Source organism: Streptomyces sp. NPDC051582, assembly GCF_040681715.1.
Lineage (GTDB): Bacteria > Actinomycetota > Actinomycetes > Streptomycetales > Streptomycetaceae > Streptomyces.
In genome coordinates this window covers 41,893-64,838 of record NZ_JBFAZJ010000033.1, presented here as the reverse complement: position 1 = coordinate 64,838, position 22,946 = coordinate 41,893, and the positions used below count along the sequence as shown (strand labels likewise).

The following is a 22,946-nucleotide window of genomic DNA, read 5'->3' as shown; positions in this document are numbered from 1 at the left end:
GTCTCCCTAGGCAAAGTCAAACACGGCAGGCTGACAGCGTCGCAGGGCAGGCCGGAGCCCGGCGACGCAGGAAGCGAGCGCTGCATGACCTACAGCGCCGCCCGTTATGCCCCTATCGCGTTCGTGTCACGCATCACGAAAAGGATCACAATGCACTCGTTCACCGTACGAATCACCCTGCTCGTCTCTGGCCTCGCAGCGGCAGTGGCGCTCATTATCGGCCACTCCGCTGTGGGTGACACCCCCTCGGACCGGGTCGTCGCAGACAACGGCTGGTCGGCCCCCGTCCCGCAGGTGACGCTCGACAACGGCTGGTCCTAGCAGGACCTCGGCGCAGGCCTCGGCGCACCGCGTCCGGGCCGCGTCCGGGCCGCGGGCGGGCGGCCGCGCGGAGATCAGGCTCGGGAGGGGGTCTGGGGGGTCGTGTCGTCGTCTTCCGGAAGTTTGAGGACGTGCTCCAGGAAGAGGGCGGCGGCGATGACGGCCGCGCCCGCCAGCACCGCGAAGCCGGCGTACCAGGTCTGGTCGCGGCGGGCCGGGACGTCGAGGGAGTCCATCAGCAGGAAGACGCCCACGCCGCCGTACATGCCCGCCACGAGGGCCGCGACGAGCGCGCTGGCCTGGCCGAAGACGACCGCGCGGGCCGCCATCAGCGGCTCCACGCCCTTGGCGCCCGGCCTGCGCTCGCGCTGCGCCTTGAGGCGGGCGCGCAGCGAGAGGGCCGTGGCCAGCAGGACGACCGCGATGGCGCCCAGCACGACGGGTGCGGCGAGCGGGACGCCCGGCAGGGTCCCGTACGCGTTCCACAGCCGGGCGCCCGCCCAGGACAGCACCCCGGCGACGGCGAAGATCCCTGCCAGGACCGCCGGCCTCAGTTGCTTCACGTGCCCGTTCCCCGCTTTCCGCGCCGCGGACCCGTCGACGTCCGCGGCTCCAGCCACAGGTTAACGACTACTCGGGCAGGCGGAGTTCCAGGTCCGGGCGCGGCGTGACGCCCGCCAGGCCGATTCCGGCCAGCAGAGCGGCGACGGGGCCGCGGCCCGGGATCTGCGCCTCGGGGTCGATGTCGTTCCACGGGGCCAGGACGAAGGCCCGCTGGTGGGCCCGCGGGTGCGGGAGGGTGAGGACCGGGTCGTCCGAGACCACGTCGGCGTACGACACGATGTCGACGTCGATCGTGCGCGGGCCCCAGCGCTCCTCGCGGACGCGGTCGAAGGCCTCCTCGATGGCCTGGCCGCGCTCCAGCAGGGAGGACGGCGGCAGGGTCGTCTTCAGCGCCACGACCGCGTTGAGGTACGAGGGCTGCGAGCCGGGCTCGACGCCCCAGGGCTCGGTCTCGTAGACGGGGGAGACGGCCTTGACCCGCAGGCCCGGGGTGTCGCCGAGGGCGTCGATGGCGCCCTGCAGGGTCTCCAGGCGGTTGCCGAGGTTCGCGCCGAGCGCGATGACGGCCCACTTGGGGTTGGAGAGGGTGGTGTCCGCAGCGTCCACCGTCCGGACGACGGATGCGGGCACGGGCTGGACGGTGGGGTCGCTCGGGGCGTTCAATCCGTTGTTCACACGCGGCTCCGGGTGATCGTGATGGTCACGTCGTCGAAGGGGACGGTGATGGGGGCGTCCGGTTTGTGGACGACGACCTCCACCTGTGCCACCGCTTCGTGCTTGAGGCACTGCTGGGCGATCCGCTCGGCGAGGGTCTCGATCAGGTCGACGGGCTCTCCCTGGACCACATCGACGACCTCTTCGGCGACGACCCCGTAGTGCACGGTCTTCGCCAGGTCGTCGTCGGCCGCCGCGGGGCGGGTGTCGATGTGCAGCACGAGGTCGACGATGAAGGTCTGGCCCTCTTCGCGTTCCCGGGGGAAGACGCCGTGGTGCCCGCGAGCCTTGAGGCCGCGCAGCGCGACACGATCCACGCGAATCACTCCTGCTTTCGTAGGTGCTTCCGGTCCGGGACTCCCCGGATCCATGGGCCTGCGCCGAGTGCGGTCGGCGTCGTCCGTCTTCGAATTTACCTGCGAAAGACCTCGGCCCCCGCCGGTGGGGTCAGGCGGGGTCCTCTTCCTCGTCCTCGGCGGAGTCCGTCAGCACGGGAGAACCGTGGTGGGACCAGAGGCGCCAGCCCTCCGATGTGCGTCGGAACACATTCGTGGCGACGACCAGCTGGCCGACGAGCGGTCCGAGCTCCCCGCCGTCCTCGGCGGGCCCGCCGCTGAGGATGTTCTCCGTGCACGTCACCAGTGCGGTGTCGCCTATGACGGCGACTTTCGTGTCGGTGAGGAAGAACTGGATGTAGTCGGTGTGGGACATGATCAGCGCGTACGAGCGCAGCACCTCCCCGCGGCCGGAGAGCACGGGCCAGCCCGGGTGCACGCAGGAGATCTCGTCCTCAAGCCAGAGCGCCGACAGTGCGTCGAAGTCCCCCCGTTCCATGGCCTCGTAGAAGGCCGTGTTGACCTCGTCGACCGCTTCGATGTCGGTTCTGCTCACCGTGCTCCTTCCAGTTCGATGGTCACAGCGCTCCTTCCACGGCTCGGGCCACCCGAACCGCGTCGGCGGTCGCCCGTACTTCGTGGACCCGTACCGCCCACGCGCCCTGGTGGGCCGCGATGGCGGAGACGGCGGCCGTGGCGGCGTCGCGCTCGCGGGCGGGCGGCGGGGCGGCATCGGCGGCGCCGGCCAGGATCCGGCCGAGGAAACGCTTCCGCGAGGCGGCGACCAGCAGCGGGAAGCCGAGGGCGCGCAGCTCGGGGAGGTGGGCGACCAGGGCCAGGTCGTGCTCGGCCATCTTCGCGAAGCCGAGGCCGGGGTCGACCAGGAGCCGTTCGGGGGCGATCCCGCCGGCCACGACGGCCTCGATGCGGATCCGGAGCTCGGCGGTGACCTCGGCGACGACGTCCTCGTACACGGCCAGCTTGTTCATGCCGTCGCTGAAGCCGCGCCAGTGCATCACCACGAAGGGCACCTCGGCGGCGGCGACGGCCGGGATCATGCCGGGGTCGGCGAGGCCGCCGCTGACGTCGTTGACCAGCGTGGCGCCGGCGGCCACGGCCCGGGCGGCGACGGAGGCGCGCATGGTGTCGACGGAGACGGTGATCCCCTCGGAGGCCAGGCCGCGCACCACGGGGACGACGCGGCGCAGCTCCTCCTCCTCGTCGACGCGGGTGGCGCCGGGGCGGGTGGACTCGCCGCCGACGTCGACGAGGTCGGCGCCCCGGGCGACGAGGTCGAGGCCGCGCTTGACGGCCGCGGTGGTGTCGAACCAGCGCCCCCCGTCGGAGAAGGAGTCGGGGGTGACGTTGACGACGCCCATGACCCCGCAGCGGTCCCATTCCGGCAGGCCTGCGACCCGGCCCCTGCCGGCGGCCCCGCGCTCGATGTTCATGGCTCCAGGGTAGGGCCGGTGTCCTGGCCGGGCCGTATGCGGGGACCGGGGCCCGGGCCGCGCACCGCCGCCCGGGCCGCGGAACGGCGGAGCCCGGTCCGCCGACGGTGCGGCGGACCGGGCTCAGAGGCTCCGGGACCCCCGGACCCGGGGGTTCCAGGGCTCGGGTTCCGGCACGCCGGGGTTCCCCGGCTCCCGGCTCCCGGCCCCCGGATCAGGCGACCTGGACTTCGCGCTCCTGCTTGGCCTGGGCGGGCACCGGCGTGCTCAGGTGCGTGTGGGCGCAGGTGCGGACCGGCTTGGGACGGCGGCGGCTCGCGAACAGCCGCGGCAGGGCCAGCGTGACGAAGCCCTCGGCCTGCATCACGGCGAAGCCGATGCGGGGCAGGTCGCGGCTGCTGCGGTAGACCATGAAGCGCGGCTCCCAGCGGGGCCGGAACTTCTCGTTGAACTTGTACAGCGACTCGATCTGGAACCAGCGGGACAGGAAGACCAGCAGGCTGCGCCACATGCGCAGGACCGGGCCCGCGCCGATCTTCTCGCCGCGGGCCAGGGCCGCGCGGAACATCGCGAAGTTCAGGGAGACCTTCTCGATGCCGAGGTCGGGGGCCTGCTGCAGGGAGGCGACGATCAGCAGCTCGTTCATGCCCGGGTCGGCGGCGCGGTCGCGGCGCATCATCTCCAGCGACATGCCGTCCTTGCCCCACGGCACGAAGTGCTGGATGGCCTTGAGGTCGCCGAACGGGCTGGTGTCGCCCTCCTCGACCCGGTGGGCGGTGGCGATGTAGCAGTCGCCGTCTCCCTCGTCGCCGACGCGGCCCAGGGCCATGGAGAAGCCGCGCTCCGTGTCGGTGCCGCGCCAGGCGACGGCCGCGCCGCGGACCTGCTCCAGCTCCTCCTCGGTCAGCTCGCTGACGCGGCGGACCTTGGTGGTGTAGCCGTTGCGCTCGATGCGCTTCACCATCTGGCGGACGTTGCGCATGGGGCGGCCGGTGAGCGAGAAGTCTTTGACGTCGACGATCGCCTCGTCGCCCAGCTCCAGGGCGTCCAGCCCGGTCTCGCGGGTCCAGACCTCGCCGCCGGTCTCGCTGCAGCCCACGACGGCCGGGGTCCAGGAGTGGGCCTTGGCCTCCTCCATGAACCGCTCGATGGCGCCGGGCCAGGCCTCGACGTCGCCGATGGGGTCGCCGGAGGCGAGCATCACGCCGGAGACGACGCGGTAGGTGACGGCGGCCTTTCCGCTGGGGGAGAAGACGACGGCCTTGTCGCGGCGGAGCGCGAAGTGGCCCAGCGAGTCGCGGCCGCCGTGCCTGGCGAGCAGCTCGCGCAGCTTGGTCTCGTCGTCGGTGGTGAGCCGGGCGGCCGGGTGCTCGGGGCGGAAGGCCAGGTAGATGGTGGTGAGCGCGGTCAGCATGCCGAGGGCGCCGAGCGAGTAGCCGACGGTCCACGAGACCCGGCCGGCGTAGTCGACCGGCCCCTCCATGCCGAAGAGCCCGTACACGACGTGGCTGATCTGCTCGTAAATACCCGGATGGCCGACGACCTTGCCCGGGTGGGAGTTGACGATGACCAGACCGAGGCCGATGGAGCCGGCGCTCATCAGCACGAAGTTGGCCAGCGCCTTCCAGCGGCTGCGCGGGTCGGGCAGGGCCTTGAATTCACCCTGGTGGCGCACGATGAGCCCCAGGAGCACCGCCGCGATGACCACGCTGATGACGGAGTGCCGGTACATGAACTGCGCCGCGGCCCCGGCCGGGAGCAGGACGACGGCCGCCCGCCAGGCACGGCGCTTGCGGCGCTTGAGGCCGTGGGCGAGCAGGAGGAGCAGGACGCCCGCGCTGATGGCGAGGGCGGCTGCGAACGGGCCCAGCGAACCGGGCAGCACTTCGGTGACCGCGTGGATGCGGCTGTGCCGGAACCGCGGGAACACGCCCGCCGCGATGTCCAGAAGGCCGACGATCATGACGGCCGTACCTACGAGCCCGGGCACCGACTCCGGTCGTGGGCCGCGGAAGATTCGGCGGACCTGCTTCGGAACCTGTCCCGACTTATCGCCATCTATCCTGCTAGACATCGCTTCCCGTTGCTCCGCGAGAGATCATGTGGCCGAAGGCCGCGACAGCCTCCGGAGTGTGGTGCGTCCACTAGGACGACATCGGGGTCGAGCGGGTTCACTCTTCCGCCGAGAAAAACTAGTCCTGCCATCAGAAAGTCGACTGACTGCTCATGGGTCTCACCAGTAATACGGTTCTGGCGCTGGCCATCATCGCCGGTGTGCTGCTGTTCGCAGCCACGGTGTGGTTCTGGCCCCGGCTCGCCGGCCGCACCTGGCGTGCGCTGCTCGGCCGGGTCGGGCTCCTGCTCGCGACCCAGCTGGCGCTGTTCTCGGCCGTGGGCCTGGCGGCGAACAAGTCCTTCTCCTTCTACGGCTCGTGGGCGGACCTGTTCGGCCAGCAGACATCTGTCGGCAAGGTCGTGGACCACTCCATGAGCAGCAAGGACATCAAGGTCGTCGACAAGCAGAAGCTCGACGTGCCGGGCGGGGCCCAGCCCCAGGTCGGCGGACAGATCCTGAAGGTTGCCATAACCGGGCAGAAGTCGAAAATAACGAGCCCCGGCTACGTGTGGCTGCCGCCGGAGTACTTCCAGCCGCAGCACAAGCAGCAGAACTTTCCGGCCTCCATCGTGCTGACGGGCTACCCGGGCACCGCCGAGAACCTGATCAAAGGGCTGAACTACCCGATGACGGCCTTCAAGCAGGCCAAGGCGGGCAAGATGAAGCCGATGATCCTGGTGATGCTGCGCCCGACCATCGCGCCGCCGCGCGACACCGAGTGCGTGGACATACCCGGCGGACCGCAGACCGAGACCTTCTTCGCCGAGGACCTGCCGCAGGCCATCCAGGCGACCTTCCGGGTCGGCAAGAAGCCGCAGAACATGGGCTTCATCGGGAACTCGACGGGCGGCTACTGCGCCCTGAAGATCGCCGCGCACTACCCGCAGACCTTCGGCGCCGCCGCGGGTCTGTCCGCGTACTACGAGGCGGCGAACGACGCGACCACCGGCAACCTGTTCCAGGGCGACGACAAGCTGAAGAAGCGCGCGGACGTCCTGCACAGCATCGAGCACAAGAAGCCGACCGGTACGTCGTTCCTGGTCACCAGCAGCGAGACGGGCGAGCCCAACCTCGACGACACCAAGAAGTTCATCAAGCTGGTCAAGGGCCCGGACCGGGTCTCCTCGATCATCCTCGACAGCGGCGGCCACAACTTCAACACCTGGCGCCGCGAGATCCCGTCGATGCTGGTGTGGATGAGCGACCGCATCCAGGCCTGACCCCCGGCCAGCCCCGGCCGGCCCCGGCGCGGGGCCGTGCCCGTCGGCCCTACGCCTCTTGCAGCTGGGCCCGGCGCAGCGCCCGGTGGACCCCCTCCGGGGTCAGTACGCCGACCAGCTCACCGGAGTCCGGGTCCGTGACCCCGATCCGGCCGGAGTCCTCCTGCAGCAGCAGTGCCAGTGCCTCCCGCAGACTCGCCCCCAGCGCCACTTCGGCGGTGGGGGCCTTCCCGTCCGCGCCCGCCCGCGCCAGGTCGGCCCGCTCCACAGGGGTGACCGCGAGGTGCTTCAGGCCCCGGTCCGCGCCGACGAAGGAGGCCACGTACTCGGTGGCGGGCGCGGCCAGCACCGCGGCCGGGCGGGCGAACTGCTCGATGGTGCCCGCGCCGTAGACGGCGATGCGGTCGCCGAGCCGGATCGCCTCCTCCAGGTCGTGCGTGACCAGCAGGATCGTCTTGCGCACCGTCCGCTGGAGCGCCAGGAACTCGTTCTGGAGGCGCTCGCGGACCACCGGGTCCACCGCCCCGAACGGCTCGTCCATCAGCAGCACCGGCGGATCGGCCGCCAGGGCGCGCGCGACGCCGACGCGCTGGCGCTGCCCGCCTGACAGCTGCTCCGGATACCGGCCCCCGTAGACGGCCGGATCCAGCCCCACCAGTTCGAGGAGCTCGGCGGCCCGGGCGCGGGCCTTCGCCTTGGGGGTGCCGATCAGCTGCGGGACGGTCGCGGTGTTCTCCAGCACCGTCTTGTGCGGGAACAGCCCGACCTGCTGGATGACGTACCCGATGTGCCGGCGCAGTTCGACCGGGTCGGCGCTCGCGATGTCCTCGCCGCCGATCAGGATCCGGCCGGAGGTCGGCTCGATGAGCCGGTTGACCATCTTCATCGTGGTCGTCTTGCCGCAGCCGGACGGGCCCACGAGCGTGACCAGCTCACCCTCCGCCACCTCGAAGGACAGGTCCTCGACGGCCGTGGTCCCGTCGGGGTAGCGCTTGGTCACATGCTCGAATCGGATCACATGCCCATCCTCCCCCACACGCCGCGGGTTGTTTGTGACGGGAGTATTACCCCGGCGCGAAGGTTTCCGGCCGTTGTCCGCCCCGGGGGTTATGGTCGCTTGTGACCGAGCCCGTTCGGACGGGTGTACGCAATGGCGGCAGGGGGTGAGGGCATGGCAGGGCAGAACTGCCTGGTGGCGAACGACTGGATCTGCTGGGACTACGTCACGTCCCGCTCCCAGGAGCTCACCGACGCCACGGTCCAACATGTGTGGATCACGGGCGTGTCGGTGCTTGTCGGCCTCGTGGTGTCCCTGCCGCTGGCCCTGCTGGCCCGCCGGGGCCGGCGCTGGTCCGCGCCCGTACTGGGCCTGACCACCCTGCTCTACACGGTCCCCTCGCTCGCCATGTTCTCCCTGCTGCTGCCGCTGTTCGGGCTCTCGGCCTCGCTCGTGGTGACCGGGCTGGTGCTGTATTCGCTGACCATCCTCGTCCGCAACGCGATGGCCGGCCTGGAAGCCGTCCCCGAGGAGGTGCGCGAGGCGGCGCGCGGGATGGGGTACGGGCCGGGGCGGCTGCTCTGGCAGGTCGAACTGCCGTTGGCGCTGCCCGCGCTGCTCGCCGGGGTGCGGATCGCCACGGTGTCCACGGTGGCGCTGACCACCGTCGGCTCCATCGTCGGCAAGGGCGGCCTGGGCAACCTCATCGCACCCGCGGTCAACAGCTCCTTCAAGGCCCAGGTGCTCACGGCCTCCGTGCTGTGCGTGCTGCTCGCCCTGGCGGCGGACCTGCTGTTGCTCGGCGTGCAGCGGCTGCTCACGCCGTGGACGCGGGCGACGCGCGCACCGCGGACGGCCCGGCGCGTGAAGCCGGTCCCCACCGAGCCCGCTCCGCCCGCCGCGACGACTCCGACGAAGGGGGCCTGAGGCCATGGGCGTGCTGGGACAGGCCTGGGACTGGCTGGCGGACGGGGCCAACTGGGCCGGGGAGAACGGGGTGTGGCACCGGCTCGGCGAGCACGTCTACGTGAGCGGGATCTCCCTCGCCATCGCCTGCGCGCTGGCCCTGCCGATCGGCCTGTGGCTCGGCCACATCGGCAAGGGCGGGGCGCTCGCGATCAACATCTCCAACATCGGGCGGGCCGTCCCCGTCTTCGCGGTGCTGGCCCTGTTCATGGTCTCGCCGCTGCGCAGCGCGGGCTATCTGCCCACCATCGTCGCGCTCGTGCTCTTCGCCGTACCGCCGCTGCTGACCAATGCGTACGTGGGCATGCGCGAGGTGGACCGCTCGGTGGTGGAGGCCGCCCGGGGCATGGGCATGTCCGGCGGGCAGCTGTTCTGGCGGGTGGAACTGCCGCTCGCGCGCGAGCTGGTGATGACCGGGCTGCGCTCGGGCGCCGTCCAGGTGATCGCGACGGCCACGATCGCGGCCATGGTCGGCCAGGGCGGCCTCGGCCGGATCATCACCGCGGGCTTCAACACGTACAACACCCCGCAGGTCTTCGCGGGGGCACTGCTGGTGGCGGCGCTGGCACTGCTGGTCGAGGGCGCCCTGGTGGCGGCGGACCGGCTCTTCCCGCGCCCGGCGGCGCGCTGACCCGTGCGCCCGCCGTCCGCCCGTCCCCGCGGGCCCTTCCTCGTCCGTTGGTCGTTCCCACTCCCTTGGAGGAGCACAAGATGAGCAAGTCCACGCGCGTCCTCGGCGCCGTACTGGGGGCGGCGGCCCTGACCGCCTCCCTCGCCGCGTGCGGCGGCGACAGCCTGGAGAAGAGCAAGGACACCGGGTCGGGAGCCTCGGCTCCCTCCGACTCCGGTTCCGGTTCCGCCAAGGGCAAGATCGTGATCGGCGCGGCCGGGTTCACGGAGTCCAACGTGCTGGCGGAGCTGTACGCGCAGGTGCTCAAGGACGCGGGCTACAGCACGTCGATCACCACGGTGAACAACCGCGAGCTGTACGAGCCCTCGCTGGAGAAGGGCGAGATCGACGTCGTCCCGGAGTACGCGGCCACCCTCGCGGAGTTCCTCAACGCCAAGGTGAACGGTCCGAAGGCGCCGGAGGAGAAGCCGGTCGCGTCGAGCGACGTGGCGGCGACGGTCGCGGGGCTGGAGAAGCTGGCGGCGCCGCTCGGCCTGAAGGCGCTGCCCGCGGGCCCGGCGGTCGACCAGAACGCGTTCGCGGTGTCGAAGGAATTCGCCCAGAAGAACAACCTGAAGACGCTTTCCGATCTTGGCAAGTCGGGTCTGAAGGTGAAGATCGCGGCGGGTGACGAATGCGCCGTACGGCCCTTCTGCGCGCCGGGGTTGAAGAAGACCTACGGAATCGACGCTTCCGGCATCGACCCGAAGGGCGTCGGCACCCCGCAGGCCAAGCAGGCGGTCAAGGACGGCGTGGACCAGCTGGCGCTCACCACGACCACCGACGCCACGCTCGACACCTTCGGTCTGGTCCTGCTGGAGGACGACAAGAAGCTCCAGAACGCCGACAACGTCCTGCCGGTGGTCAACGCCAAGGACGCCGGATCCCCTGAGATCGCGGCCGCCCTCGACAAGCTGACCAAGGTCCTCACGACCGCCGACCTCGTCGAGTTGAACAAGCAGGTGGACGCCCTGCGCGAGAAGCCGGCGGACGCCGCGAAGGCGTATCTGAAGGCGAAGGGCCTGACGAAGTAGCAGTAGCTACGGGTTTGGTGGAGAAATGACGGGTAACTGCCCGGCCACAGATTGCCGGGCAGTTACCCCACTGGACCTCCACGCCCTGTAAATTTCAGGCCATGCCCCGTGGACGCCACCGCAATCCCGAACCCCTGCACCGGCTGCTCACGCCGACGACCGTGGCCGGAGTCTCCGTCGCCAGTGCGGCCGCGGCCTGGCTGCTCGCGGAACCTTTGCCCCTGCGCCTGCTCGTGGCCCTCGCGGGTGCGGCGGGCGTGTCCGGCGCCGTCCTCATGCGCGCCTGGGACCGCGCGGCCGGTCGCCGCGTGGCCGAGCTCGCGCGCGAGCGGGTCAAGGACGAGTGGAAGACCGAGGAACGGATAGCCGAGCTGGAGTCCGACCTCGAAGAGGCCCGGGCCCTGCGCGCCAAGCTGGACGCGAAGCTGCGGGCCAAGCGGGTCGAACTCGCGGGGCTGCGCGGCGAGCACGCCGCGCTGCTGCGGCGGTACGCCACCGCCGAGACCGAACGGGCCAGCGCCCTGGAGGGCCGCCGGCTGCTCGCCATCGAGGCCTCGGCGGCCCCGGCCTCCCCGGCGGCCCCGAAGGAGCTCCCGGCGGTGACCGAGGAGCGCACGTCGAGCGGGGCACCCACCAGCGTGGGCTACGCCCGGGCCAACGCCGCGATGGCGGCCCTGGTCCGCAAGGCGGAGGCGAAGGAGAAGGCGGAGGCGAAGGCCCCGGGCGAGGGCGGGGCCGAGCCGTCCCAGCCGAAGATGCTGCAGGCCAAGGCCGCCGCCGAGCCGATGGCGTTGGAGGCCGGGCACGCCCGCCCGGGCGCCGTACCGGCGCGCCGCCCGGCCGCCGCGGTGGCCCCGTACTCGGCCGCGCGCCGCTCGGCGTCCCGCGTCGAGGGCGGCTTCGACTTCTTCGGTACGAAGAACGCGGCCCAGGCCCGCGCCGTGATCGAGTCGGTCCAGAACGAGGACCTGGCCGACGTGGTCGGCGCGGAGGCCCTCGCGGTCCACGAGGCGGAGTCCGCCCGGGCGGAGCCGGCCGCCGCCGAGCTGCCGGTCAAGGAGCAGGGCTTCAAGCAGGCCACTCCCGAACAGCGCGCGGTGGGCCAGGTCATCGACCTGACGGCCCACGACGAGACGGAACCGATCGACGTCGTCCGCCTGCGCACCGCCATCTCGTAGGCGGACGCCCGCCGGCCCTCAGAACAGCGGGAGCTGGCCCGGCAGGGGCGGGAGGGTGAAGCCGTCCAGGGTCGGGGCCGAGGCGCCGAGCACCACGCGGGCACGCGAGCCCGGGCAGGAGATCAGGTCGGCCCGGGTGCGGCCGGCGGGAGGGTCGTGGCGGGCGATCCGGCCGGCGGTCACGGCGCAGTCGCGCCCGCATGCGGGGCAGGCCCGTCGGGGGGAGAGGGACATGCCCCAAGTCTGCACCCCCGTACCGACATCAGCGCCGGGCGGCCAGCCATGACTCGTGGGCCGCGCAGACCCGCTCCCACAGGGTCCTCCGGTCCGCCGGGGAAAGGTCGTCGAGTTCGCGCCCGAAGACGCCGCCCACCACCGCCCAGAACTCGCCCGGCGTGTCCAGGACCCGCTCGGTCGTCCCCTTCCCGGGCTCGGTGCGGCTCAGCACCCGGCCCCGCAGCGCGTCGATGCCGTGGGCATCGCGCCGCAGCAGCGCGAGGGTCCGTACGAAGCCCGAGTCCTGCGAGGACGACAGCCGTACGTGCGTGGCCTCGAAGTCGGCCGGAACCGCCGCCGGCGCCGCGAGCATGTTGACCACCGGGAAGGGCCCCGCCTCGTAGACGTACCGCCAGCCGGGCAGCTCCCCGTCCAGCGGGTGCAGTTCGTAGGTGAACTCCCCCTGCCGGTACGTTCCGACGCGCAGCGGCAGCGGCTCGTACGGGCCGTCGCCGAGCCCGGTGTCGACGAAGAACTCCTCGCCGCCGACCCGGACCGTCAGCGCGAGGTGGTCGCCGTTGACGTCCCTGCGCTCGCGCTCGTCCCGGCCGATGACGCCCGCCAGGTGCCGGGTCACGTCGAAGCCGAGGCCCTCCAGGAGCACCGCGAAGGCCCCGTTGAGGTGGAAGCAGTAACCGCCGCGTCCGGCCGCGATCCGGCGTACCGACAGCTCGGGGTCGATGCCGGGCGGCCGGCCGAGCTGGATGCCGAGGTTCTCGTACGGTATGCGCTCGACGTGGGCGCGCTGGAGCGCGAACAGCGCCTCCGCGGTGGGCCGGGGCGGCCGCGCGAAGCCGAGCCGCCGCAGGTAGCCGTCGAACAGGCCAGGGGTCATGTCCGCACCCTAAGCAGGAAACGCCCGCTCAGGCGCGGGAGTTCCCCGGTCTTATCACTTGTCGATGTCTCCCACGACGAAGAACAGCGAGCCCAGGATCGCCACCATGTCCGCGACCAGCTGTCCCGGCAGCAGCACCGCCAGCGCCTGGATGTTGTTGTAGGAGGCGGAGCGCAGCTTCAGCCGGTACGGGGTCTTCTCGCCCTTGGAGACGAGGTAGTAGCCGTTGATGCCGAGGGGGTTCTCGGTCCAGGCGTACGTGGCCCCCTCGGGCGCCTTCAGCACCTTCGGCAGGCGCTGGTTGATCGGACCGGGCGGCAGCTCGGCCATCCGGTCCAGGCAGGCCACGGCCAGGTCGAGGGCGTTGTGGGTCTGGTCCAGCAGGCACTCGAAGCGGGCCAGGCAGTCGCCCTCGGTGCGGGTGACCACCTTCAGGACGTCCTGGAGCTCCCCGTACGCCAGGTACGGCTCGTCGCGGCGCAGGTCGAAGTCGACGCCGGAGGCGCGGGCGATCGGGCCGGAGACCCCGTACGCGTGCACCGCCTCGGCGGACAGTACGCCCACCCCGCGCGTGCGGCCGCGGAAGATCTCGTTGCCGTGGACGAGCTTGTCGTAGACGTCCATGCGGGTGCGGACGTCGGCGATCGCGGCGCGCGCCCGGCCGAGCCAGCCCGCCGGGAGGTCCTCCTTGAGGCCGCCGACGCGGTTGAACATGTAGTGCATGCGGCCGCCGGAGATCTCCTCCATCACGGCCTGGAGCTCCTCGCGCTCGCGGAACGCGTGGAAGATCGGGGTGATCCCGCCCAGTTCGAGGGGGTACGAGCCGAGGAACATCAGGTGGTTCAGCACCCGGTTCAGCTCGGCGAGCAGGGTCCGCATCCACACGGCCCGCTCGGGAACCTCCATGCCGAGCATCCGCTCGACGGCCATGACCACGCCGAGCTCGTTGGAGAACGCGGACAGCCAGTCGTGGCGGTTGGCGAGCATCACGATCTGGCGGTAGTCGCGCGCCTCGAAGAGCTTCTCGGCGCCGCGGTGCATGTAGCCGACGACGGGCTCGGCGCTGACGATGCGTTCGCCGTCCAGGACGAGACGCAGGCGCAGCACGCCGTGCGTGGAAGGGTGCTGGGGTCCGATGTTGAGCACCATGTCGGTGCTCTCCGCCGCTCCGCCGATACCGACCGTGGTCTCCGTCATGGCGGCATTGTCGCAGCCCTACGCTGAAGGGATGGAAACGGGGACGACGGGTGGGACGGACAGCGCCGAGTGGGTGGGGCTGCCGGGTGGGCTGCTGCGGCTGCGGCGGCTGCTGCTGGTGATGTGGACGGTGCCGCTCGCCGCGGGGACCGCCCTGCTGCTCGGGTGGACGGCCGGTCCGGCGTGGGCGGCCATGGGGGCGTTCTGGCTGGTCGGGCTGGGCTGGGGCTGGGTGCTGCTCGGCCGCAACTGGCGGTCCTGGCGGTACGCCGAGCGCGCCGACGACCTGCTGATCAGCCGGGGCGTGCTGTGGCGGGCCCAGACGGTGGTCCCGTACGGGCGCATGCAGCTGGTCGAGGTGACCTCGGGGCCGCTGGAGCGGCGCTTCGGGCTGGCCTCCGTACAGCTGCACACGGCGGCCGCGGCCACGGACGCCAAGATTCCGGGACTGGCCCCGGAAGAGGCGCAGCGGCTCCGGGACCGGCTGACGGAGCTCGGCGAGGCAAGGTCGGCGGGGCTGTGACCGCCGAGACAGGAGCCGAGGCCGGAGCCGGAGCCGGAGCCGCCCCCGCCGTCGAGCGTCGGCTGCACCTGCTCACGCCGCTGCGCCGGGCATGGGTGCCGATCGGCGCGACCGTCGGTGTCGCCGCCCAGCAGGCCGACCAGATCCAGCGGTGGGCGAGCGGACTCTCCGTGACCCTGCGCGGCCTCGCGCTGCTCGCACTCGTCGTGGTCTTCGGCGTGTACGGGTTCCTGAGCTGGTGGTTCACCCACTACGCCGTCACCGACACCGAGCTGCGCATCCGCAGCGGGCTGTTCTTCCGGCGCACCGCGCACATCCGCCTCGACCGCATCCAGGCCATCGACGTGACCCGGCCGCTGCTGGCCCGGGTCGCCGGGGTCGCCAAGCTGCGGCTCGACGTGATCGGCACCGAGGACAAGGACGAGCTCGCCTTCCTCGACGAGCGCGAGGCCGTGGCGCTGCGCGCCGAGCTGCTGGCCCGCGCGGCCGGGTTCGCGCCCGCCGAGGCCGTCTCGCTCGGCGAGGCCCCGCAGCAGGAGCTGCTGAACGTGCGGCCCGCCGATCTCGTGGTGTCGCTGCTGCTCACGCTCTCGGTGTGGGCGGCGCTCGCCGCCGGGCTGATCGCCCCCGTCGCCGTGTGGTGGTTCAGCGGCAACCCGTGGGCGACGATCGCGACCCTGCTGCCCATGCTGGGCGGGGTCTGGTCCGGTACGGCCGGCCGTTTCCTCACCGAGTACGGCTGGCGGGTCGCCGAGTCCCCCGACGGGCTGCGCCTCGACCACGGTCTGCTGGACCGGGCCCACGAGACCGTGCCGCCGGGCCGCGTGCAGGCCGTACGGATCGTGGAGCCGCTGCTGTGGCGGCGCCGGGACTGGGTGCGGGTGGAGCTGGCGGTGGCCGGATCGAAGAACGGGGTCCTGGTCCCGGTGGCCTCGCGGGCCGCCGCCCAGGCGGTCGTCGCCCGCGTGCTGCCGGGCGTGGACCTGGCCGCCCTCGACTTCGGCCGGTCCCCGAAGGCGGGATCGCGGTGGGTGGTCCCGGTGTGGTGGCGGGGCTACGCCCTGGCCGTCTCCGCGGACGTGTTCGCCGCCCGCAAGGGGCTGCTGTGCCGCCGTACGGAGATCGTCCCGCACGCCAAGGTGCAGAGCGTCCGGCTCACCCAGGGCCCGTGGGAGCGGGTGCAGGGCCTCGCCGACGTCCATGTGGACAACGGGGCGGGCGGCACCGTCACGGCCCGGCTGCGCCCGGCGGCCGGGGCCGCCGGGCTGCTGGACGCCCAGGCGGCCCGCTCCCGCACCTCCCGCGCGGACGCCCGCCCGGACCGCTGGATGACCTGACGGGCGACCGGGTCCGGTCACGCGCCGCCGGCGCGGACCAGGCCCGTTTCGTACGCGAGGACGACCACCTGGACGCGGTCGCGCAGGTTCAGCTTGGTCAGGATGCGGCCCACGTGCGTCTTGACCGTGGCCTCGGAGAGGACCAGGCGGGCGGCGATCTCCCCGTTCGACATGCCCTGGGCCACCAGCAGCATGACCTCGCGCTCGCGCTCCGTCAGCCGCTCGATCTCCTTGTTCTGCGGCTCCTGGGTGGTCGTGGGCAGCATCGGCGCGAAGCGGTCCAGCAGACGCCGGGTCGTGGACGGGGCCACCACCGCGTCACCGCTGTGCACCGAGCGGATCGCGGCCAGCAGCTCGGCCGGCGGCACGTCCTTCAGCATGAACCCGCTCGCGCCCGCCTTCAGCCCCGAGAAGGCGTACTCGTCCAGGTCGAAGGTGGTCAGGATGATCACGTCGGGGTGCTCGTCCCGCTCGCAGATCCGGCGCGTGGCCTCGACCCCGTCGAGCTTCGGCATCCGGACGTCCATCAGCACCACGTCCACCTTCGTGGACCGCAGCACCTCCAGCGCCTCCAGGCCGTCGCCGGCCTCGGCGACGACCTCCATGTCCGGCTGGGCCGCGAGCACCATGCGGAAGCCCGTGCGCAGCAGCACCTGGTCGTCGACCAGCATCACTCGGATGGACATCAGTTACCTCGACCTCGTCATTTCTTCTTGAGCGGGAGAAGTGCGCTGATCCGGAAGCCGCCGCCCGGACGCGGGCCCGCGTCCAGGGTGCCGCCGACCATGCCGATCCGCTCGCGCATGCCGATCAGCCCGTGCCCGGCGCCGTCGGCGCCGCCGTCCTCGTACAGCTCGTGGGCGGCCCCCCGGCCGTCGTCCTCGACCAGCAGGCCGAGCCCGTCGTCGAAGTAGACCAGCCGGACGCTCGCCCTGGCCTCGGGGCCGCCGTGCTTGCGGGTGTTGGTCAGCGCCTCCTGCACGATCCGGTACGCGGTGAGCTCGACGCCCGTGGGCAGCCGGCGCGGTGCGCCCTCGACCTCGAAGTCCACCGTGAGCCCGGCCGCCCGGACCTGCTCGACGAGGACCTCGATCTGCTCCACGTCCGGCTGGGGCACGTAGTCCTCGGACTCCTGGGGCTCCCCGGTGCGCAGCACGCCGAGCAGCCGGCGCATCTCGGCCAGGGCCTGGCGGCCGGTGCCGGAGATGGTCTGGAGGGCCTCCTTGGCCTGGTCCGGGGCCACGTCCATGACGTACGCGGCGCCGTCGGCCTGGACCACCATCACCGAGACGTTGTGCGCGACGACGTCGTGCAGCTCGCGGGCGATCCGGGCGCGCTCGGCGGCGACGGCCACCTTGGCCTGGGCCTCGCGCTCCTTCTCCAGGCGGTGGTTCCGCTCGACGAGCTGGGCGTAGTAGGCCCGGCGGGTGCGCAGGGAGTCGCCGAGCACCCAGGCGAGGGCGAAGGGGACGATGGCGAAGAGCGAGGTCAGGATGTTCTCGGAGGTGTCGAGCTGGTTCGCGCGGAAGCGCAGCACGTACAGCGGCGCGGCGGACAGGCCGATGGCGAAGGCCGTACGGGACAGCCAGCGGGGGATCTCGGCCGAGGCGGCCACCGTGTACAGGATGATCAGCATCGCGAGGTCGGAGTTGATCAACTCGGTGTGCGTGACCAGCTTGTAGGCGCCGACGCCGACGGCCAGCCAGAACATCGCTTGCGTCCACTTGCGGCGCAGGGCCACCACGACGCCCATCGCGAGCACCGAGGGGACGGCGATCAGGCGCGCGGCGGTGCTGTTGAAACTGTCGTCGGCGACTTGCAGCAGCCCGAGCCCGACCAGGAGGACAGCCCAGAAGCTGTCGACGCCCGTCGGGTGTCTGCGGAGGAAGTCGTAGAGGCGCTGCACGTCACCCAGAGTAGGCAAAGGAGATAGGTGCTGGAGTCAACCACAGGTGCGATCCGTGTGACGGGGCTGTACTCCCCAAGGTGGAGGGCGAGCTTAACCTTTCGGGGATGAGGACTGAGGGAGAAGTCGCACTTCCGGATCCGGTTCCGCATCCGGTTCCGCAAACGGCTCCGGTCGGATGGCGGTCGGCGATGGAGGCCGCGCTGTACGGGCCGGACGGGTTCTACGTACGGCCGGGCGGGCCGGGGCCGGGCGGGCACTTCCGCACGTCCGTGCACGCCTCGCCGCTGTACGCGGGGGCCGTGGCCCGGCTGCTGCTGTGGGTGGACGCGGAGCTGGGGCATCCGGCGGAGCTGGACCTGGTGGACGTCGGGGCCGGGCGCGGGGAGCTGCTGACCGGGGTGCTGGGCGCGCTGCCGGCGGAGGTCGCGGCGCGGGTGCGCGCGGTGGCGGTGGAGCGGGCGGAGCGGCCGGCGGGACTGGACGGGCGGATCCGGTGGGCGACGGAGCCCCCGGAGGGCGCACGGGGGCTGTTGTTCGCGAACGAGTGGCTGGACAACGTACCGCTGGACGTGGCGGAGGACGGTCGCTACGTGCTGGTCGCCCCGGACGGTACGGAGAGCCCCGGTCCGGCGGTGCAAGACGCGGACCGGGCATGGCTGGAGCGGTGGTGGCCGGGCCCGGGCCGGGCGGAGATCGGGCGGGCGCGGGACGAGGCGTGGGCCGGGGCCGTGCGCTCGCTGTCGCGCGGCCTGGCGGTGGCGGTGGACTACGCCCACGTGCTGGACGCCCGGCCCCCGTACGGCACCCTGACGGGCTTCCGGGGCGGCCGGGAGGTGGCGCCGGTGCCGGACGGGAGCTGCGACGTGACGGCGCACGTGGCGCTGGACGCGTGCGCGGGGGAGGGGGCGGTGCTGGTCCCGCAGCGCGAGGCGCTGGCCCTTCTGGGGGTCTCGGGGGCCCGTCCCCCGCTGCCGATGGCGTCTTCGGACCCCGCCGGGTACGTCCGCGCCCTCGCCCGCGCCGGGGAAGCGGCGGAACTCACCGCCCGCGGCGGTCTCGGCGACTTCGGCTGGCTGGTCCAGCCGGTGGGCGTCGCCACCTGGCCGGCCTGACCGGTCCCGCCGCGCGGGGCTCCGCCCCGCCCCGCGCGGCGGACCCGCGGCCTACTCCGTGGTGTCGTGGCCGTGGTCGTGCCCCGGGCGCAGGCCGCCTCCCGTGGCGCCGCCCGTCGTCGGCTTCGAGACGACCGGCTTCGCCAGCGGGGCCAGGTCGAAGGCGTAGTGGCCGACCGCGTTCGCGATCACGTCCACATTGATGTCCAGCGCCTTCTGGTCGATGTTCGTGATGTCGTCGCCCTTGCCGTGGTAGTTCACGTCGTACGCGACACCCGCCTGGCCGCCGAACTTCGCCGCCTGCGCCGCCGTCTTGATGCCCTCGGCGCCCGTGTCCGTACCGCCCGACGGGATGCCGGCCTCGATGAACGGGCCGTAGTCCGAGCGGCCCGTGAAGTCCGACCCCTCGTGCGGGATCCTCCGCGCGTCGAGGAAGTCGGTGATGCCCTTCTCCAGCTGCGCGGAGCCCTCCGGTCCCGGGCCCGAGCCGACCTTGTCCGAGTCGTCGCCGTCGTAGACGAAGTACGCCGCGTTGGGCGAGGCGATCATGTCGAAGTTCAGGTAGAGCCGGATCTGCTTCTTCTGCGCGTCCGTCAGCCCGCCGACATAGGCCTCGGAGCCCAGCAGGCCGAACTCCTCCGCCGACCACCACGCGAACTTGACCTTGTTCTTGATCTTCGTCTGGCTGCTCGCGAGACGCTGCGCGACCTGGAGGATCCCGGCCGAGCCCGACCCGTTGTCGTTGATGCCCGGGCCGGCCGCGACCGAGTCGAGGTGCGCACCGAGGAAGACCGTGTTGTCCTCGTCGCCGCCCCGCGTCTGCGCGACCACGTTGTACGTCTTGCGGTTCTCCCGGAACTCGCGGATGTCGAGGGTGACCTCGACCGGCCCGGCCGCCGCCTCGGCGGCCAGCCGCTCGCCCTCGGCCTTCGAGAGGCCGCCGGTCGGCACCTTGCCCGCGTTCGCGTCGCCCAGGGTGCCGTTGAGGGCGCCCTCGGTGTTGTTGTAGATGATCGCGCCGGCCGCCCCGGCCGCCGCCGCGTTGGCCTGCTTGACCGCGAAGGTGCAGCCGCCGCGCTTGACGAGAGCGATCTTCCCGGTGAACGCGCCCGCGGCGAAGTCGCCCGCCTCGCAGCCGTTCGTACCGTCCGCGTCCACCGGCACCACGGCGATCTGCGCGCTCACCCCGTCCTCGGGGCCGCTCGCCGTGTACGTCATCAGCTTGATGGGGACGTCGCGCCCGCCCGCGCCGTTGACCTTCAGCGTCTCGGCGATCGTCTCGACGTACACGAAGTCGAACTCGTTCTTCGAGACCTCGTAGCCGGCCGCCCGCATCACGGCCTCGACGTACTGCGCGGACTGCACGTGCCCCTTGGAACCGGCCACCCGCGTGCCCTTGTTGTAGTCGGCGATCGCCTGGAAGACCTTCAGGTGGTTGTTGGCGCCCTTGCCGGTCGAGTCCTTGACCAGCTTCCGGGCCAGCGCGTCACCCCGTGCGGCGTCGCTCTGCGGGCTGCCGGCGGCACCGGCCGGTCCCGCGAGCGTCAGCGGGGAGACGAGGGCCGCGGCGGCCAGGACTGCGGTTGCTGCGGCTATACGGCGTGAGGGCATGAAGGTCCTTCCACGACAAGTACGAGCAGACAGACGGACATGACGGCGTGACGGACATGACGGCGTGACGGACATGACGGCGTGACGACGTGACGGACACGACGACGTGACGGACCGTCGGGCGCCGGCGGTGCGCGGTGGACGCACGGTATAGACCGTGGCGCCGGTCTCGCCAGAGGTTTCGCTGATTCCGGGTGGTGGCCTCCGCATACCGGTGAAAGCCGCCGCCGGCTTTCGGGCATCCGTCAGCGCAGGATGCCCTCGATGAACTCCGAGCCGATCCGTGCCACGACCTTCAGGTCCAACTGGTGCTGGACGTACCGCCCTTGCCGCCAGGTGTGCAGCAGGCCCGCCTTCTTCAGCGCCGACAGGTGCCGCGAGACCTCCGGCGCCGTGATCCCGTGCACGGTCGCCAGCTCGCTCGTCGTGTACGGGGCCCGCGCCAGGCTGCGGCACAGCATCATCCGCATCGGATGCGCCAGCGCCTCCATCCGCCGCTGGAGCAGCTCCACCGAGCCCGGCTCGGGCAGTTCGGGGGAGCGGATCGGATAGTGGACCACCGGCACCCAGCCGGGCGCGTGCAGCACCAGCAGGTGCGGCCAGCCGAAGTTCGTCGGCACGAAGACCAGGCCGGGGCCTATCTCGGGGTCGGTCGCGGTGGCCGAGCCGTGGACCATCTTGTCGACGGTGATGGTGGTGGCGGCCGAGTCGACGCTCAGCGCCGGCGACACCTCGCGCAGCGTCGCCGCCAGCCCCTTGCGGCGCAGCACCTCCGTCTTGTGCCGGGCGTCCGCGCTCTGCTGCGGCTCCATCCGCCGCCAGGTCTGCGCGAAGAACGCCTCGTCGCAGTCCTCCAGGAGCCGCCGCAGCCACACCCGTACCGAGGCCGTGTCGTCCAGCAGTCGCAGCGAGAACTCCAGCTGGCGCGGGCCGCGCGCGGCGGCCGTCTCCAGCGCCTTGGTCCTGGCCCGCGGATTCTTCAGCGGGGAGGGCCCGCCGCCCTCGTTGTACAGCGCCAGCCAGCAGTGCTCCAGGGCGGCCATCACGAACCGCTCGTCGTCCATGCGGTCCAGTACGTCGAGCTCCTCGGCCAGGGTCGCGGCCGGCAGCCCGTCGCCGCCGGGGATGCCCGCGAAGGCCATGAAGATGTCGGAGAACGAACTGCGCCACATGAAGTCGCCCTCCAGCAGCCGGTCCGCCAGGCAGGGCTCCAGCGCGGCGGCCGTGGCGGTGGTCCAGGAGGCCAGGCCCGGGTGGTGGGCGGGCTGCGAGAGGGCGTGCAGCGTCATGCAGAGCTCGGAGAGCGGAGAGGGCGCGAAACGGATGCGCCCCGCGGGGAGCCCGGCGATGTCGATGGTGACGCTCATCGGGCCATTCTGACCTGTCCCGGGCCCGTGACCTGGACGGACACGGTTCGATTGACGAGGAGCGTCAATCGTCGTGCGGGGTGGCCCGAGCGGGTTCAGGGTGGAGTCATGACAGCGATCGAGCAGTACCTCATCGACACCTACCGGGCGACCCAGCAGGGCGCGCCCATGCCCCCGCCGCCGGGCCGCGACGACGTCGCCGTCCTGCGCTCGGCCCGTACGTACGCCCAGTTCCAGGCCGTCGTCGACGGCAGAGGGGCCCGGCACCCCTGGTGGGCGGCCCTGCGCCGGCTGACCCACCCCCACGGAGCCCGGCAGTGCGGCCCCTGACGCGGGCCGGTCAGCGGTCCCCGGGATGGAAGTCGATCTCGTACGCGATCTCCGAGCGCCGGTCCGCGACCACGATGTCGGCGGTCTCCACCGCCCGGCCGTCCACCGCGTAGTACGTCCGCTCGATCTCGGTGATCAGCTCGCCGACGCCGATGCCGAGCAGACCGGCCTGCACCTGGTTGGCGCGCGCCGGGCGGGGGACCTCCGTCGCCGAGGCGACCAGCACGCCGATCGAGCGCATCCGCTCGATGACCCCGGCCCCCTTGAACGGGCCCGCCTCCGGCAGCACCACCGGAGTGCCGTCCGTGACCGCCATCGGCTCCCAGGAGTCGCAGACCTCCACCGGCCGGCCCTCGGCCAGGAACTCGTACGTGGTGTGCACGCACGGGTCGCCCGGTGCGACCGAGAGCCGCTCCGCGATCCGCTCGGGTGCCGGTGTACGGGCAGTGGAGTGCGATTCCCACGTCAGGCCGCCCCCGCCCGGCCCCGCCCGGCGGCGCCGCCGGGAGCGGACCATCCGCAGCCGCTCGCGCGGCGCGCTCAGGTAGGTGCCCGATCCCGCGCGGCCCTCCAGGAGCCCCTCGATGATCAGCAGCTCCAGCGCGCGCTGCGTGACGCTCTGCCCGACCCCGTACTCCAGGGCGAAGCGGGAGCGCGACGGCAGCTTGGCGCCGACGGGCCACTCCCCGGCCCGGATCCGGGCCCGCAGCGCTTCGGCCACCTTCAAGTACGCCGTATCACGGGCCATGTGAGCCGTCCTGTGCCTGTCGACGAGTTGGGCTCAAGCTAATTCATCAGGTCGGACCCGGGACTTCGGAACGGCGGGGAGTGAGACGAGCACCACACCCGCGCCCGCCCGCCGACGGCGGTCGGCGGGCGGGCG

General features: G+C 72.2%; 25 protein-coding genes. 10 read left to right on the top strand and 15 right to left on the bottom strand.

Annotated features, from left to right (window positions below):
- Positions 1–84 precede the first annotated feature (84 nt).
- Positions 85–321, top strand: coding sequence for a hypothetical protein (locus AB0M92_RS32435; RefSeq protein WP_366105909.1), 237 nt, complete (start codon positions 85–87; stop codon positions 319–321).
- Positions 322–395: 74 nt separating this feature from the next.
- Here AB0M92_RS32435 and AB0M92_RS32430 read toward each other — a convergent pair whose 3' ends face one another.
- The 6 genes from AB0M92_RS32430 to AB0M92_RS32405 all read right to left on the bottom strand — a co-directional run bounded on the left by AB0M92_RS32430 (position 396) and on the right by AB0M92_RS32405 (position 5,459).
- Complete coding sequence (locus AB0M92_RS32430; RefSeq protein WP_359179478.1) at positions 396–884, bottom strand: DUF3180 domain-containing protein; 489 nt, start codon at positions 882–884, stop codon at positions 396–398.
- A 67-nt stretch (positions 885–951) separates the two neighbouring features.
- On the bottom strand, positions 952–1,560 hold the full coding sequence (gene folK, locus AB0M92_RS32425; protein ID WP_366105906.1) for a 2-amino-4-hydroxy-6-hydroxymethyldihydropteridine diphosphokinase: 609 nt from the start codon (positions 1,558–1,560) through the stop codon (positions 952–954).
- Entirely contained in the window at positions 1,557–1,916 is a 360-nt protein-coding gene (gene folB / locus AB0M92_RS32420) for a dihydroneopterin aldolase (RefSeq protein ID WP_030158540.1), read from the bottom strand. The genes folK and folB overlap by 4 nt, the downstream gene beginning before the upstream one ends.
- A gap of 130 nt (positions 1,917–2,046) precedes the next feature.
- The gene (locus tag AB0M92_RS32415) at positions 2,047–2,490 is read right to left on the bottom strand and encodes a nuclear transport factor 2 family protein (RefSeq protein ID WP_078865047.1); all 444 of its coding nucleotides are present in this window, start codon (positions 2,488–2,490) and stop codon (positions 2,047–2,049) included.
- Positions 2,491–2,512: 22 nt separating this feature from the next.
- Positions 2,513–3,385, bottom strand: a complete 873-nt coding sequence (gene folP, locus AB0M92_RS32410) for a dihydropteroate synthase (RefSeq protein WP_366105905.1) — start codon at positions 3,383–3,385, stop codon at positions 2,513–2,515.
- Between the two features lie 214 nt (positions 3,386–3,599).
- Positions 3,600–5,459, bottom strand: coding sequence for a phosphatidylglycerol lysyltransferase domain-containing protein (locus AB0M92_RS32405; protein ID WP_366105903.1), 1,860 nt, complete (start codon positions 5,457–5,459; stop codon positions 3,600–3,602).
- A gap of 152 nt (positions 5,460–5,611) precedes the next feature.
- On the opposite strand from AB0M92_RS32405, the gene AB0M92_RS32400 reads away from it, so the two are divergent.
- The gene (locus AB0M92_RS32400) at positions 5,612–6,721 is read left to right on the top strand and encodes an alpha/beta hydrolase-fold protein (RefSeq protein WP_366105902.1); all 1,110 of its coding nucleotides are present in this window, start codon (positions 5,612–5,614) and stop codon (positions 6,719–6,721) included.
- Positions 6,722–6,770: 49 nt separating this feature from the next.
- On the opposite strand, the gene AB0M92_RS32395 is transcribed toward AB0M92_RS32400, so the two are convergent.
- The gene (locus tag AB0M92_RS32395) at positions 6,771–7,739 is read right to left on the bottom strand and encodes a betaine/proline/choline family ABC transporter ATP-binding protein (RefSeq protein WP_366105901.1); all 969 of its coding nucleotides are present in this window, start codon (positions 7,737–7,739) and stop codon (positions 6,771–6,773) included.
- A gap of 153 nt (positions 7,740–7,892) precedes the next feature.
- Between AB0M92_RS32395 and AB0M92_RS32390 the strand changes: the two genes are divergently transcribed.
- From AB0M92_RS32390 to AB0M92_RS32375, 4 genes are all read left to right on the top strand, one after another.
- Positions 7,893–8,645 carry an ABC transporter permease gene (locus tag AB0M92_RS32390; RefSeq protein WP_366105900.1) on the top strand — a complete coding sequence of 251 codons (753 nt, stop codon included), beginning with the start codon at positions 7,893–7,895 and terminating at the stop codon, positions 8,643–8,645.
- Positions 8,646–8,649: 4 nt separating this feature from the next.
- Positions 8,650–9,315: an ABC transporter permease gene (locus AB0M92_RS32385; protein ID WP_366105899.1), complete on the top strand. Its 666-nt coding sequence runs from the start codon at positions 8,650–8,652 to the stop codon at positions 9,313–9,315.
- Between the two features lie 80 nt (positions 9,316–9,395).
- A complete protein-coding gene (locus AB0M92_RS32380) occupies positions 9,396–10,388 on the top strand; it encodes an ABC transporter substrate-binding protein (protein WP_366105898.1) in 993 nt (330 codons plus the stop codon).
- Positions 10,389–10,489: 101 nt separating this feature from the next.
- On the top strand, positions 10,490–11,566 hold the full coding sequence (locus AB0M92_RS32375; protein ID WP_366105897.1) for a hypothetical protein: 1,077 nt from the start codon (positions 10,490–10,492) through the stop codon (positions 11,564–11,566).
- Positions 11,567–11,584: 18 nt separating this feature from the next.
- Here the strand turns inward: AB0M92_RS32375 and AB0M92_RS32370 are convergent, their stop codons facing one another.
- From AB0M92_RS32370 to AB0M92_RS32360, 3 genes are read right to left on the bottom strand one after another with little or no spacing between them, the layout of a single operon-like run.
- A complete protein-coding gene (locus tag AB0M92_RS32370) occupies positions 11,585–11,800 on the bottom strand; it encodes a hypothetical protein (RefSeq protein WP_366105896.1) in 216 nt (71 codons plus the stop codon).
- 28 nt (positions 11,801–11,828) lie between these two features.
- Entirely contained in the window at positions 11,829–12,677 is an 849-nt protein-coding gene (locus tag AB0M92_RS32365; protein ID WP_366105895.1) for an arylamine N-acetyltransferase, read from the bottom strand.
- Between the two features lie 54 nt (positions 12,678–12,731).
- A complete protein-coding gene (locus AB0M92_RS32360; protein WP_030158514.1) occupies positions 12,732–13,874 on the bottom strand; it encodes an NADH-quinone oxidoreductase subunit D in 1,143 nt (380 codons plus the stop codon).
- A 31-nt stretch (positions 13,875–13,905) separates the two neighbouring features.
- Between AB0M92_RS32360 and AB0M92_RS32355 the strand changes: the two genes are divergently transcribed.
- Together AB0M92_RS32355 and AB0M92_RS32350 are read left to right on the top strand one after the other, a co-directional pair.
- On the top strand, positions 13,906–14,397 hold the full coding sequence (locus tag AB0M92_RS32355) for a PH domain-containing protein (RefSeq protein WP_366105894.1): 492 nt from the start codon (positions 13,906–13,908) through the stop codon (positions 14,395–14,397).
- Entirely contained in the window at positions 14,394–15,734 is a 1,341-nt protein-coding gene (locus AB0M92_RS32350; protein WP_366105893.1) for a PH domain-containing protein, read from the top strand. The genes AB0M92_RS32355 and AB0M92_RS32350 overlap by 4 nt, the downstream gene beginning before the upstream one ends.
- Before the next feature lie 17 nt (positions 15,735–15,751).
- On the opposite strand, the gene AB0M92_RS32345 is transcribed toward AB0M92_RS32350, so the two are convergent.
- Both AB0M92_RS32345 and AB0M92_RS32340 read right to left on the bottom strand, forming a co-directional pair.
- The gene (locus AB0M92_RS32345) at positions 15,752–16,420 is read right to left on the bottom strand and encodes a response regulator transcription factor (RefSeq protein WP_366105892.1); all 669 of its coding nucleotides are present in this window, start codon (positions 16,418–16,420) and stop codon (positions 15,752–15,754) included.
- A gap of 17 nt (positions 16,421–16,437) precedes the next feature.
- Positions 16,438–17,640, bottom strand: a complete 1,203-nt coding sequence (locus tag AB0M92_RS32340) for a sensor histidine kinase (RefSeq protein ID WP_366105891.1) — start codon at positions 17,638–17,640, stop codon at positions 16,438–16,440.
- Between the two features lie 191 nt (positions 17,641–17,831).
- On the opposite strand from AB0M92_RS32340, the gene AB0M92_RS32335 reads away from it, so the two are divergent.
- A complete protein-coding gene (locus AB0M92_RS32335; RefSeq protein WP_366105890.1) occupies positions 17,832–18,755 on the top strand; it encodes an SAM-dependent methyltransferase in 924 nt (307 codons plus the stop codon).
- A gap of 51 nt (positions 18,756–18,806) precedes the next feature.
- On the opposite strand, the gene AB0M92_RS32330 is transcribed toward AB0M92_RS32335, so the two are convergent.
- Together AB0M92_RS32330 and AB0M92_RS32325 are read right to left on the bottom strand one after the other, a co-directional pair.
- Positions 18,807–20,366 carry a M28 family metallopeptidase gene (locus AB0M92_RS32330; protein WP_366105889.1) on the bottom strand — a complete coding sequence of 520 codons (1,560 nt, stop codon included), beginning with the start codon at positions 20,364–20,366 and terminating at the stop codon, positions 18,807–18,809.
- Positions 20,367–20,611: 245 nt separating this feature from the next.
- Positions 20,612–21,733 carry a DUF5937 family protein gene (locus AB0M92_RS32325; protein WP_366105888.1) on the bottom strand — a complete coding sequence of 374 codons (1,122 nt, stop codon included), beginning with the start codon at positions 21,731–21,733 and terminating at the stop codon, positions 20,612–20,614.
- A 108-nt stretch (positions 21,734–21,841) separates the two neighbouring features.
- On the opposite strand from AB0M92_RS32325, the gene AB0M92_RS32320 reads away from it, so the two are divergent.
- Positions 21,842–22,063 (top strand): hypothetical protein, encoded by a 222-nt coding sequence (locus AB0M92_RS32320; protein WP_366105887.1) that lies wholly within the window; start codon positions 21,842–21,844, stop codon positions 22,061–22,063.
- 10 nt (positions 22,064–22,073) lie between these two features.
- Here the strand turns inward: AB0M92_RS32320 and AB0M92_RS32315 are convergent, their stop codons facing one another.
- Complete coding sequence (locus AB0M92_RS32315; RefSeq protein WP_366105886.1) at positions 22,074–22,811, bottom strand: GntR family transcriptional regulator; 738 nt, start codon at positions 22,809–22,811, stop codon at positions 22,074–22,076.
- Positions 22,812–22,946 lie beyond the last annotated feature (135 nt).